10 protein-coding genes are annotated in these 12,471 nt (G+C 53.6%); 1 reads left to right on the top strand and 9 read right to left on the bottom strand.

Annotated features, from left to right (window positions below; all coding sequences use genetic code 11):
• Positions 1-212 precede the first annotated feature (212 nt).
• From JNUCC32_RS30920 to JNUCC32_RS30885, 8 genes are all read right to left on the bottom strand, one after another.
• Complete coding sequence (locus tag JNUCC32_RS30920) at positions 213-1,160, bottom strand: DUF58 domain-containing protein (protein WP_096776478.1); 948 nt, start codon at positions 1,158-1,160, stop codon at positions 213-215.
• A complete protein-coding gene (locus JNUCC32_RS30915; protein ID WP_090909010.1) occupies positions 1,157-2,146 on the bottom strand; it encodes an AAA family ATPase in 990 nt (329 codons plus the stop codon). Before JNUCC32_RS30915 ends, JNUCC32_RS30920 begins: the two co-directional genes overlap by 4 nt.
• 71 nt (positions 2,147-2,217) lie before the next feature.
• Positions 2,218-3,903, bottom strand: coding sequence for a DUF8809 domain-containing protein (locus JNUCC32_RS30910; protein ID WP_192570713.1), 1,686 nt, complete (start codon positions 3,901-3,903; stop codon positions 2,218-2,220).
• 34 nt (positions 3,904-3,937) lie between these two features.
• Complete coding sequence (locus tag JNUCC32_RS30905) at positions 3,938-4,885, bottom strand: ABC transporter permease (protein ID WP_192570712.1); 948 nt, start codon at positions 4,883-4,885, stop codon at positions 3,938-3,940.
• Positions 4,882-5,811, bottom strand: a complete 930-nt coding sequence (locus JNUCC32_RS30900; RefSeq protein WP_192570711.1) for an ABC transporter ATP-binding protein — start codon at positions 5,809-5,811, stop codon at positions 4,882-4,884. The genes JNUCC32_RS30905 and JNUCC32_RS30900 overlap by 4 nt, the downstream gene beginning before the upstream one ends.
• Positions 5,808-8,168, bottom strand: a complete 2,361-nt coding sequence (locus JNUCC32_RS30895) for a DUF8725 domain-containing protein (protein ID WP_192570710.1) — start codon at positions 8,166-8,168, stop codon at positions 5,808-5,810. The genes JNUCC32_RS30900 and JNUCC32_RS30895 overlap by 4 nt, the downstream gene beginning before the upstream one ends.
• Positions 8,169-8,494: 326 nt before the next feature.
• Positions 8,495-9,394 (bottom strand): formyltetrahydrofolate deformylase, encoded by a 900-nt coding sequence (gene purU / locus JNUCC32_RS30890; RefSeq protein WP_090909006.1) that lies wholly within the window; start codon positions 9,392-9,394, stop codon positions 8,495-8,497.
• Between the two features lie 132 nt (positions 9,395-9,526).
• A complete protein-coding gene (locus JNUCC32_RS30885) occupies positions 9,527-10,648 on the bottom strand; it encodes a deoxyribonuclease IV (protein ID WP_192570709.1) in 1,122 nt (373 codons plus the stop codon).
• 125 nt (positions 10,649-10,773) lie between these two features.
• On the opposite strand from JNUCC32_RS30885, the gene JNUCC32_RS30880 reads away from it, so the two are divergent.
• Complete coding sequence (locus JNUCC32_RS30880; protein WP_009594427.1) at positions 10,774-11,247, top strand: DUF2621 domain-containing protein; 474 nt, start codon at positions 10,774-10,776, stop codon at positions 11,245-11,247.
• A gap of 87 nt (positions 11,248-11,334) precedes the next feature.
• Here the strand turns inward: JNUCC32_RS30880 and JNUCC32_RS30875 are convergent, their stop codons facing one another.
• Entirely contained in the window at positions 11,335-12,342 is a 1,008-nt protein-coding gene (locus tag JNUCC32_RS30875) for a copper amine oxidase N-terminal domain-containing protein (protein ID WP_192570708.1), read from the bottom strand.
• Positions 12,343-12,471 lie beyond the last annotated feature (129 nt).

The following is a 12,471-nucleotide window of genomic DNA, read 5'->3' as shown; positions in this document are numbered from 1 at the left end:
TACTTTCCCCGAGCATCGGATGAAGGCCTATCCATCTCTTCCTATTTTTCGAACAAGATTTCAACTTGTTCGTTTCTTGAGATCGCAGACAGGTCCTGGTGAAGCCTGTTAAGCAATCGCTTGTGTATCATCTCTGTTTCCTGTCGCCAAACCTCCGAAAGCATGAGGAATGCTGCAGATGCATGGACAGCACCTCTATAGGAGGTCCCGCTCTATCCAGTAACCAGACCAGCTCCCGCAAGCACCCCGAACATCGCGTCCGTAAGCGGCATATCCGCCGGAATGAGCACGTAAGACATGCCCCGTTCCGCGCAAACGCGGGACAGCATCGTCCGGTATCGCTCCAGCTCCTCTTTGTAAGCATCCAGCACTTTGCCCGTCAGCGCCACTTCCTTGCCGCTCATCGTTTCGCTGTCCACCAGCCGCAGATCGCCGGATAATTTAGGCTCCAGCTCCTCCCGCGACAACACATGCACCAGCACCACTTCCTGTCCGGTACCGGACAACAGGGAAAGCGACCTGAACAATTCCTCCTCGCCGCCCTCCAGCCAAAAATCGGAGAACACCCAGGTCATTCCCGGCTGCCGGGGTAGTGCGCCAGGAACCGCAAGCGCTGCGCCCAAGCTGCCCTCGCCTCCCGTTTCTGCCCCTTGCAGGAACGAAAACAGGCGATGAGCCGAGCCCTTTCCTCTCATGATCGGAAGACGGGCGTTAATCGAACGGCTGTAACAGGCAACCTGCAGCCTGTCGTAAGACGACAACGCCATGTAGCCGATGCTTGCGGCGAGTTGACGCGCTAGCAGCCATTTAGGGCTGCCCTTCGTTCCCTCCGGGTCGGCGGTGCTTGGTTCCGTAGGCGATGACATGACGGCCCCCATCGATGCGGAGCAATCCACGAATAGGCTCACGGTCAGCTCCTGCTCGTCCATGAATTGACGAACGAAAGCTTTTCCCGTACGGGAATAGACGCCCCAGTCAAACCTGCGGACATCATCCCCGGGCGAATACACGCGGTAATCGGCGAATTCGAGGGACGAGCCGAGCCGGCGGGATCGCCTCTTTCCCTGCAGCGTTCCGGCGACCCGGCGTTTGGCATCCAGGCTCAAGCGCTCCAGACGGGGAAGCCATTCCGGAGGAAGCAGGTGCGCGCCCCCGCTCACGCGGATGCCTCCAGCGCTTGCAGAACCTCCCGAATGACATGGTCCGTGGTAATGCCGAGCGCCTGCCCCTCGAAATTCAGGAACAAGCGGTGTCGCAGCGCTGATAAAGCCACGGCGCGAATATCGCCCGTGGATACATGCATCCGCCCGCTGCACAAGGCCCGGACTTTGCTTACCGAAATGATGGACTGAATGCCGCGCGGTCCGGAACCGAACTGGACGTATTTACGTACAGCCTCCGGTGCGGCCGCCTCCTCCGGATGCGTCATCATCAGCAGACGAACCGCATAATCCAGAATCTCTTCGGCAACCAACACTTCCTTCGCCCCGCGCTGGATTTCCAGCAGCTCGTCCCCGGTCATTTGCCGTTCCACCTGGAATTCGTGTGAGGACGTCGTCCGCTTTACGATTTCCTTCAATTCGTCCGCGCTGGGATACGATACTTCGATCTTCAGCAGAAAGCGGTCAAGCTGGGCCTCCGGCAATGGATACGTCCCCTCGTTCTCCAAGGGATTTTGCGTGGCCAGAACGAAAAAAGGTTTTGGCAGCTGATGGGTTACGCCCCCCACGGTGACGGTCTTCTCCTGCATCGCCTCGAGCAAGGCGCTCTGGGTTTTGGGCGTGGCGCGGTTAATCTCATCGGCCAGCACGATGCTGCTGAACAGCGGACCCTTTTGAAAGGTCATCCCGGTGTCCCCATGCTGCCCGAACGACAGGATATTGGTGCCCGTTATATCGCTCGGCATCAAATCCGGCGTAAACTGTATGCGAGAAAAGGACAGGTCCAACGCCTCCGACACGGTGCGGACGAGCATCGTTTTGCCGAGACCCGGAATCCCTTCCAGGAGGGCATGGCCCCCCGCAAAGATACACCAAAGCATCTGCTCCACAACATCCTGCTGTCCGACAATCACCTTGCCGATATGTTCGCGCAGGCCTGATATTTTCTCCATCCATTCCTGTGGTCTCACTGCAATATCCGACATGGACGAAACCTCCATCTTCTTGGTAAAGTTCAAGTTCTCATTCTAGCTTCGGCGCTCGGCTCTTCGATCCCTTACGGGTTCGGATTGATCTGTATGAAATATTCCTCAACCAACCCTTGCATCTGGTCCGGCAGCTGATTCCGGTCTAACGTTTTGCGCGCTTCGGTCTCATAATCGCGGTACACTTCCTCATAAGGCCTGGACATGCCCGGAACCGTCGGCGATACGCCGCCCTTCTGTATATCTCCGCCGCTGCCCTTGATCTCGCCGGAATCGTTCTGCACATTGCCGCTGCCCTTATAGTCCCTAGGGATGGTCACGAGCTCACGGCCGCCTGATCCAAGACCGGCTCCGCTGCCTGTGCCGCTTCCCGATCCGCCGCTGCCGCCCGAGCCGGAACCTGCTCCTGAGCCCGAGCCGCTTCCCGATCCGGAACCGCTGCCTGTGCCGGAGCCTTGACCTTGGCCTGTACCGGAGCCGCCTTCACCTGGGGCTCCCTCCGAGCCCTCTCCTTGTTCGCCCGAGCCTGCACCGGAGCCGGCCTGAGCCAAGGCCTCGGCACTGCCGCCGTTACTCCAGGCATCGGATACCGACATCCCTGCAGCCGCCATCTGATCGGCCAAGCTCAATCCTTGCGAAGCAAGGGAGGACGCCAGCGAGGACGCGGACTGCGACTGGCTGTCCGACGCGGCTTTGGCTTGCGCTGCTTTCGCCAGCTCCTCGGCCAGCTGCTGGAGCGCTTCTTCCAGCTCCTTCGGCAGCTTGCCCTCCTTCAGCGCATCGGCCGCTTTTTTGAGCTCCTGCTCCAGCTTCCCGTCTTCCATCTGCTTGGCAGCTTCCTCAGCCAGCTTTTTCAAAGCATCGGACAGCTCGTTCTTCTCTTCCTGGGACATCTTCTTCACCTGCTCGGTGAGTTTCTTCATTTCCTGCTTCAGCTCATCGGCCATGCCCTCGGCAAGCTTTTTCCCCACCTGGGACAGCGCCTTCTCCTGCTGCATTTGCTTAGCCAGCTCCGACAGCGCCTTCGCTTTTTCCTCCTGCTGTTTCGCCAGTTTCTCCAGCTCTTTCATGGCTTCTTCCAGCTTCTCCAGCGCTTGCTCAGGATGCTTCTCCTGCTCCAGCGCTTTTTTCAGGGCATCCAGCTTTTCCTGGAGCTTTTTTCGATCGGCAGGATCCAGCGTTTCCTTCTGGAGCTCCTCCGCCAGCTGTTCGGTTTTGGCTGCCTGCTCCTTCATCCAGCTCTGCGCCTCTTTGGCAGCCTCCACCTTCTTATCCATCGGGTTCGGAACGAACACCAGGATGAGTACGGCAGCAAGCGAGGCACCGCAGATTAGAAGCTGTTTTTTTCGGTTAGGGGAAGGCAGGCGCTCCGGTAACCGTTCCGCAAAACGCGCACCGTAACGCTCCGCCTGCTCGCGCTGCCATTTGGCGGCCAACGATTCTTCCTCCTTGAACGACAGCGCCGTCACCATCATATCGCTTCGTTCCGCTCCGTCCGGAACATGGTCCATCGCTGAAGCCGCTTCTTCGATCGGCACCCGATGCAGCCATCCCCATAACAAGCCTATGAAGCCCGCCCCCACGGGAACGGCCGCGGATGCGACTGGAAGCCAGGCTATAGGCACGAATCTCCCAAGGACCAGGAGCAGCAGCAGCACGGCCAATCCTGCCATATGCCCGTATAATGCATACGTGATGACGCGGAACCGCTGCAGCCGCCGTCTTGCGGCTTCGATAAAACGCATGATGTTGTCCATTGCTCTCCCTCCTTACCGTACTCCTTGCATGATGTTACGCTTCGTCCCCCGCCGTTTCCGGCTCCTTCGGCAGCTGGGTTTCGTTCTTATCCTTGCGTTTGCGCCTTGCGACAGGACGGATATTCCGTACGGCAACCCACAGGGCAAGAACGATCACCACCGAATAGACGATGAAAAATTCCAGCCACAATTCGATCGGGGCTTTGCTGTTCAGGCTTCCTCCGCGCAGCAAGAACGCGTCCTCCGAAAAAGACGGGTTGAACAAACTCATCATCGCCCCGGCCGGGTTCAGGCCCAGCACATAACCGACCCAAGAATAGCTGCCCGGTACGATCGGCTGCCCGCTTTGATACATATTCCGCTGTTCGATTCCCATGAAGAACAGGTACAGCAGGCCGGTAACAAGGAATATGATCAGTCCGGCCCCGTAAGTGACGATTATTGCAACGATGGTTCTTTTGAATAACGTGGAGAACATCACGCCGAGCGAACCGAGCAGCAGCATCACGAATAAATAAAAGGCAAACACGGAAACGAGCTGCTTCGGCGAAATCCCGCCGTACAGGAACACAATGCTGTAGATCGGCAGCGTAGCCAGCACGATCAGCGTCATGAAGCTGAGTGCCGATACCAGCTTGCTCAGCACGATCGTAGCCGAGCTCTGCTGCGTCGTCAGCAGCATGCTCAGCGTTTGCTTCTCCCGCTCGCTGCTGATGACGCCCGCCGTAAGCGCAGGGGCCATGAACGCGATAAGGACAAGCTGGGCAAAACTCAGGACATAGAACATCATCTGGCTCATCTGCGGATCGAATCGCTGAGGCCCCTGCTGTCCCAAATATAAGAAGAGATAAATGAAGCCCATGGCTATGGCGCCTAGCGCCAATACATAAAACAACACCGACAGCATGGAACGCGTAGAACGCATCCGCAGCCGGAATTCCTTGTCGATGACCGGATTGATCAGCTTTCTGCTCCAATTCATTCGCGGGGCCCTCCTTTGGTAATTTCGAGGAATACATCCTCCAGATTGCTCTGCGCTTCCTGAAACGAGACAATCGGAATTTCCCAGGAAACCACCTGCCGAAGCAGGGCGCTTTGCTGCGCGTCATCCCCGCCGTAATGAACATGGACGCCGGTGTTATCCGTTAATACCGACGTGACGAACGGTTCGTCCCGCAGTTTCTCGGCCAGCTCCTCTTCACGCTCCAGCGTGCGGATATGAATGACTTTTTTCACGCGAAGACGGCTCTGAATATCGGCCACCTTGCCTTGGGCAACCATCTCGCCGTGCTCGATTACCCCAATCTCATCCACCATCTCGGCCAGCTCAGGCAAAATATGCGATGAAATGATGATGGTCTTGCCCATGAGCTTCAGTTCCTTCAATATTTCGCGCATCTCGATCCGCGCCCGCGGATCCAGCCCCGACGCCGGCTCATCCAGGATCAATACCTCCGGATCATGCACCAGGCACCGGGCCAGGCATAAACGCTGCTTCATCCCCCGCGAGAGACTGTCAACGTACGTATCCGCCTTGTCGCTCAGGTTGACAAGCTCCAGCAGCTGCGGAATAAGCTGCTCCCGCTCGGCGCGCGGGATGCCGTAACTTGCCCCGTAGAAATGCAGATATTCTGTAGACTTCAGCTGATCGTACACGCCGAAGAAATCGGGCATATAACCGATCCGCTTGCGGACCTCCTTGGGATGCTGGGTCACGTCATAGCCGCCGACTTTGGCAACGCCCGAGGTAGGAAGCATCAGGGTAGCCAATATGGACATCGTCGTGGATTTGCCTGCTCCGTTCGGACCGACAAATCCGAATACCGTCCCTTTTTCGATATGAAGACTGATATCTTTCAGCGCATGGAACGCTCCGTATCTTTTGCTCAGATTTGTAATCTCGATCATTGAGTGGCCTCCCCTTTCACAGACAGCTCCGGCATCATAAAGTTGGTCTGATCCTTGGCGGTGATCATGAATCGGATGCGATTCCCCACGATATACTGCTCCGGATTCTGGTTAATGGTATGCACATTGTTCGCGTCTGTAACAGGCTCCCATTCGCTCTTCTTCGAGTTCCAGATCTCCATCGTGACGTTGTTGTTGAATTTGGTGCCTTTGATGGACAATTCGGAATACTTCACTTGGCCTTCGGATATGAGCGGGAATTCAGCGATCAGATTGCCTTGTCCCATTTCAACTCCGTGCGGATAAACCCCGAACATCGGCGAATTCACCTGCGATATCTCCGGAGACAGGAAGCCGTAAGGAATGTTGATTTCCCCGTTCAGTCCCCAATCCATTTCCACCGGCTGTATCCAGAAATTGAGCTGATCACTGTCCACCTCGGCGCCTTTCAGCGTATAATTCGTCAAATGGTCTTTGCTCCATCCCAGAATGTAAGCATCCTTGTTGACCATTCCCTTCGAGTATCCGTAGTTGGACAAAATGTCGCGCTCCCGCTGTTTCGGATCATTCTGCGAGTATGGGTACAGCATCCCGGACAAGTCACCGCCCGTAAATTTGATGATTTGTTTCGGATCCTGAGGAATGGCAGCCGCCTCGCCCTTCTTGATATCTCCCAGCTTATAGGCACTGCCTCCGACAACCAGCACCACCTCGGTTAAATCGTTAATGGTGTCATTGGTGATCTTACCGTTTAATCCCCCTTTGGCATCCAGCTTTAAATCCATGGCAAGACGTCCCATCTCCTCCGTACCCTGATGGTCCACCCATACCTTGGCCAACGACCATTGGGACATGTCCCGAAGCTCCAGCGTCGTGGACTCCTGCCCTACCCGGACAAAACTTTTGTTCTCGGCGGTTCCTCCAAACGAGTTCCGGGACTGCCCCGTTTTCAAATACGTATTCTCCCCAAATTCCAAGGCATAGTTCCCGCTTCGAGGCGTGAAGAATGCAGAAGCGGTCGATTTCACCGCATCTCCCTGGCCATTTAGTTCAATCAGATTGATGGTATGCGCGAGCTCGCGCGTCTTGTCCGACGAGCCGACCGCATAGACGGAAGCGCTCGCGATGACGGCAATGATCGGAATCAAGAACCACGCCCATTCCCGCTTGTCCGCCTTCTTCAATATATAGTAGAGCAGCGGTGCGACGACGACCGCATAAATAATGAGCATCCACAGCAGCAGCGTGAAGGAAGGCATCTTCAGCGACGGGAAATACTCCAGAACATAATTCAAATTGTCCATGAGCGAATTGTAATACATGCCATTCTGCGAATTCATCATCGGCAGGTTATTGCGCAGTACCGATGCCCACGCGTCCGGATGGCCTGCCCAAGAGCTTACCGGCTCCATCGCCAGATCGTAAGCGGCATATTGAACGCTACCCTGGCCGTAAGCCTTCGAGGCAAACAAAGGTTGTCCGTCCGCGGCAATCCCGATTTGGGCGCCTTCCACGGCTTTCGCCGTAGAAATGGTAAATGGCCCATCCAGTTTCAGCGGTTTCCCGCCAAGCTTCTCCAGTTCATCCAGCGAGTTCACGGTCGCGGTGCCATTCGCAGCGACCGGCGATATGTCGGCAAACGGCGCCGCCGTTTTGGCATACCCCGCGCCCCCGGCCAGAACCAGGGTGCCGCCGCCATTGACCCAATCCGTAATCGCCTTTTGTTGAGGCTCAGACAGCGTATCGGATGCATAATTGTTCATTACGATGACGTCCAGCCCGTTCAGCAGCATCGCATCCGTAGGAACGTTAGCGTCTTTAAGCGGGAACACGTTCACGCTGCTGCCTTTGCCGTTCAGGACGTTCATAAAATTCATCGTGTCCGGATCATTGGACAAGACGGCCATGAGCGCGCCTTGATACGGAGAAGCCTGCACGTAATTTTTCCCTGTGGCAAACGGTACCTGCTTCCCCTTCGTATAAGAACCTTCATAGAAAAGGATTTGGTTATTGTCTTTATTCAGTACGGCTCCCGGAATGCCGATCACGACTTCCTTCGGCGTATCCTTCGGCAGGTCCACCTGCTGAACATAAGAAGTCTGATACCCGAAGCCGTTGTAGTTCTGAATCTGCACGACCACATCGCCGGATATATCCCGGTCGCTCGTTAGGGTGAGTTTGAGCGGGTTCCATTTCTCATGTTTGATTTTGCCTTGGTAGCCCATTTCGGATTGAATGCCAATCTTCGCTCCGTCGGCGTAGACGTTTCCTGCCGGAATCGACAGAGATAACGTTGCCACAATCAGCAGCGCCACCATCGGCAGCAGCATCCACGTTTTCTTTGTATAAAACGACAACTGATGATTCCCCTCTCCAAATATAAATTGCTGTTCAAAGACAAACGATGCATAGGTTTTAGAAGATGTATGTAAAGACTCTCTTCACAAGCTCAACTATATTGACGAGTCGAATTTATAAAAAGTTTGACGTTTACTTCCATAAAAAGCTCCAAGGAACCATTTTTTCAGCTTTTGGCAAGAAATTCGTGTTATTGCTTAAGTCAAATATAAAATAAAATCCCGCTCCAAGAAGAGGAGCGGGATCAAGGGGTAATCCATTGCAGCGTTAAAGTGTCAGGCTGCTCCATTATACTCTCTATGATGAATCGTCGGAATGTCCGGGACTAGCTGAATACAACCGTTTTATTGTTATGGACCAGAATCCGATCCTCGACATGCCATTTGACGGCTCTTGCCAGTACCACGCGTTCAATGGTACGTCCGATGCGCTTCAGCTCATTGACGTCGTCACGGTGGCTTACGCGCTGCACGTCCTGCTCGATAATCGGTCCGCCATCGAGCTCTTCCGTTACGTAGTGGGCGGTTGCCCCGATAATCTTGACGCCGCGGTTATATGCTTGCGCATAAGGCTTGCCGCCGACGAAGGCCGGGAGGAAGGAATGGTGGATATTGATAATCCGGTTCCGGTAATGATCGATAAAGGTTGGCGAAATAATCTGCATGTAACGCGCAAGGATGATCACGTCGATATCATCCCCGATCACGTCCAACTGACGCTGCTCCGCTTGAGGCTTCGTATCCGCAGTAACCGGAATGTGGTGATACGGGATACCGAAGGATTCCACGTATTCCTTCATATCCAGATGGTTGCTGACCACCAATGCGATATCCGCATCCAGGTCGCCAGCCTGCCATTGCCACAACAACTCTACAAGGCAGTGATCCTCTTTCGAAACAAAAATCGCCAGGCGTTTCTTGCGGGCGGCATGATAGATATTCCATTCCATGCGGAATTGATCGGCTACTTCCCGGAAGGATTCCTCCAGCTGGGGAAGCTTCGTGTTCAAGTCCTCCAGATCGAACTCAACCCGCATAAAAAACATGCCGCCGGCCGGGTCCATCGTATATTGGTCAGACTGAACGATATTCGCACCATGCTGGTACAGGAACTGGGATACTGCTGCCACGATTCCCGGTCCATCCGGACAGGAGATCAGCATGCGGGCACGATTAGGGTACTGACCTGCCGCAGACGGCAGATCCTTCTTGATGTGAATTTCCATGAGACTCGGTGATCCTCCTTTTAAATCTGCAATGAACATGAACGGCATCTCTCAAGAAAAACAATCCGCAGCATACGGACGTTTTCTTGAGAATGCCTCAGTTTCTTACTAATATGCCATTTCTAATGAAGCTTAGGATGTCAGGGAAACACCCGACAACCAAGCGATCAGGCGCTGATTGATCTGCTCCTCCGACAGGTCGGACAGCAGGCCGGCCGCCATGACCATATCGTACAGGCGCTCCATCGGTTCGCGCGGATCGGCCTTTTTGGCTTTGGCATCATTCTTCAGCAGCGTCCAGGTATCCAGTACAAATGAACGGGACTCGATGCCTTCCTTGGCAAAGAAAGCACCCAGCTCTTCCACTTGCTGCGTGAAAGCTTGGCCGAAACGGCCTTCCACATCCCCGCGCAGAAGCGCAATCTCGATCTCGTACATCGGACGCTGGGTTTTTGGATCTTTACCGATCCACGGCGTTTCGAGAATGAACGGTCTGCCCTGGAGTTTTTCGTGATGAACCACTCTCTGAATGGCTTCATACCCGATCCATCCGGTTCCAATCGGCGTATGACGGTCTTTGCCCGCTCCGCGCGGGTTCTTGCTATCGTTCACGTGGACGACCGTTAAACGGTCGAGCCCGATCAGCTTGTCGAACTGCTCCAGCACGCCGTCCAGATCATTCACGATATCATATCCCGCGTCATGAATATGGCAGGTGTCCAGGCAAATGGCTAATCGGTCGTTGTACTTCACCTTATCAATAATGGAAGCAATTTCTTCAAAGCTGCGTCCCATTTCAGTACCTTTGCCGGCCATCGTCTCAAGCGCAATCTTCACTTCGGTCTCATCCGTACCGCCTAGCACTTCATTAAGACCTTCCGCAATTCGGTCGATGCCGTATTCCGCATCCTTGTCGGTATATGCGCCGGGATGGAGAACGATGTTCTTCACGCCGACCGCATGCGTGCGGCGAATCTCCTCCTGCAGAAAGCTCACCGCCAGCTCAAACGTATTCGGCTTGTACGATCCGAGGTTGATAATGTACGGCGCGTGGACCACGATTTCTTCAATCCCGCTTTCCTGCATGGCGGCTTTGCCTTCTTCGATAAACATGGAGTCGATCGGCTTGCGGCGCGTATTTTGCGGCGCACCGGTATATATCATGAACGAGCTTGAGCCGTAAGACGTGGCTTCAGCCGTCGCAGTCAGCAATCCCTTGTCCGAAAACGACACGTGGGAACCAATTTTCAACATGCTGCATCCCCCTTTTTTAACACACAATTACACCTATTTTAGCTTGTATATCGAAATAAATCTAGAAATGCGTTATAATTCTCATGAAAGTGTCATGTGACAATAATCATTGAGGTGATATACAGATGAAGAGCACAGGGGCCGTCATGGGCTATTTGTCGTCCAGTGCGCCGCCGTCATGGTTCATGAACTCCATTGCCTTCTGGGGATGGGTCATGCTCGGGCTGATGGGCATCGGCGGATTTTTCATGTTCCGCAAGTTTCTGAAAGTGCTTCCCAAGGCCGACGGCAAATCGAAGCTCGATTGGCAAAATTACTGGGTAGAGCGAAGCCGCCCGCTCTGGACGGATGAATCCAAAGCATTTCTGGACGAGCTGGTGCAGCCTGTTCCGGGACCGTTCCGGGATATCGCCAAACACTCCATTGCAGCCGAAATCGGCAAAATCGCCGTCGAATCCGGCGCAACCGAAGTCACCCGGGATCACTGCATCAAAGGTTACATCGTGGCTACGCCGAAGCGGGATTACAAATTCCTGATGAACTTCCTCCAGAAGAAGGAAATCGACTACAAGCCTTATCAGCATTTGATCAATAAGTAATGAACACCCTAATACGGAATGGCGGTACTCGTCTTAAATGAACGACCAAGCCGTTTGGTCATTTCCCCCAAGTCCTCTTATAGAGGATTAGGGGGATTCGTTTTTTAAGTCTGCTAAATTGAAGGGATACAAATCAACTTGGCCTGTTGTTTTGCTCTTATATAGGAACAAAAGCGTATTCTCCTCTTGTTTATTGAAGCGAATGATAAGCTCACGGTCCGGTTCATTATTTCTGTCCAAGGCAACTTCCTCGAGGAATTTTTTCTCTGATAGAGGAAGCGATAGCATCTCATGAACATAGGCGGTGATTTCACGCATTCGATGATAGAGTATCAGATGCTGCGTACCATATTCCCGCAAGATCATGTACGAATCCGTAACGTATTCGATCATATAGACCTCGTCTTTTTTTCCAGTAAGCTCCCTTAGATCGAATGAAGCCACCACTTCTCCTTCATGATTCAGAAACTCTGCATGCTTGCCATCCGTGAACAATACTTTTCCTTGCAGATCGTACAGGCTATACGTGTTGGTATCCGGATAATATCCCATGAATCCAAAGTGCGATTCCTTTATGATCTGTCCGTCCTTCACAAAAACCTGGCCGGATCTCTTACCTAATGCGGACATCCCTACTGCTTCATATAGTCGCACGTACGAACTGTTGTCGGACAGTCTTTCCACTTGGAGATGTCTCAGCTCCTCTACCAGGATATCCAATTTTCCAATGAGCGACGGCGTCCTGTTTCCGATGGCTTGATAGAATTCACCATTCTTCCGGTTAAGCCAAAATGTAATGCCCTTATCTGTCCCCATAGCGTAACTGCTGCCAACAGACAACGTCTTCGTATCGGATTTCCACCTCACTTCCTCACTCGCGGTCTCGGCAACAAACCGAAGAGGAATGTACAGCTTTCCGTTGATGATTTCCGCAGAAGTCTGGAGTTTTTTCTTTTCATTGTTCACGTAAGCAGCATCGGATCCTGGCTGCAGGGTCATTTCAAGATTTACGCCATACAGACTCGCCCTTTGCTGTCCTTGATTCCAATGTACCTTCAAACCCAATATATCGCCGACCTCCCGCAGAGGAAGCAATACTCTCCCCTCCTTCATCATTATCGGGTCTTCCAAAGAGAAGGGCGATTTGAATGGCCCATATTCCACGTTTGCTTTTACAAATAAAGTGGCGGCATGGGATGGGCTCGGAAGCAGTAACCATAACAC

Origin of the sequence: Paenibacillus sp. JNUCC32 (genome assembly GCF_014863545.1) — a bacterium.
Lineage (GTDB): Bacteria > Bacillota > Bacilli > Paenibacillales > Paenibacillaceae > Paenibacillus_AQ > Paenibacillus_AQ lautus_A.
Note: the sequence above shows the minus strand (reverse complement) of the source record. Positions and strands in the feature narration are given on the sequence as shown.

Bases quoted from the DNA above. Each gene is read 5' to 3' on its own strand.
- JNUCC32_RS30915 (WP_090909010.1), bottom strand. From the start codon at position 2,146: ATGTCGGATATTGCAGTGAGACCACAGGAATGGATGGAGAAAATATCA.
- JNUCC32_RS30910 (WP_192570713.1), bottom strand. From the start codon at position 3,903: ATGGACAACATCATGCGTTTTATCGAAGCCGCAAGACGGCGGCTGCAG.
- JNUCC32_RS30905 (WP_192570712.1), bottom strand. From the start codon at position 4,885: ATGAATTGGAGCAGAAAGCTGATCAATCCGGTCATCGACAAGGAATTC.
- JNUCC32_RS30900 (WP_192570711.1), bottom strand. From the start codon at position 5,811: ATGATCGAGATTACAAATCTGAGCAAAAGATACGGAGCGTTCCATGCG.
- purU (WP_090909006.1), bottom strand. From the start codon at position 9,394: ATGGAAATTCACATCAAGAAGGATCTGCCGTCTGCGGCAGGTCAGTAC.
- JNUCC32_RS30885 (WP_192570709.1), bottom strand. From the start codon at position 10,648: ATGTTGAAAATTGGTTCCCACGTGTCGTTTTCGGACAAGGGATTGCTG.
- JNUCC32_RS30880 (WP_009594427.1), top strand. From the start codon at position 10,774: ATGAAGAGCACAGGGGCCGTCATGGGCTATTTGTCGTCCAGTGCGCCG.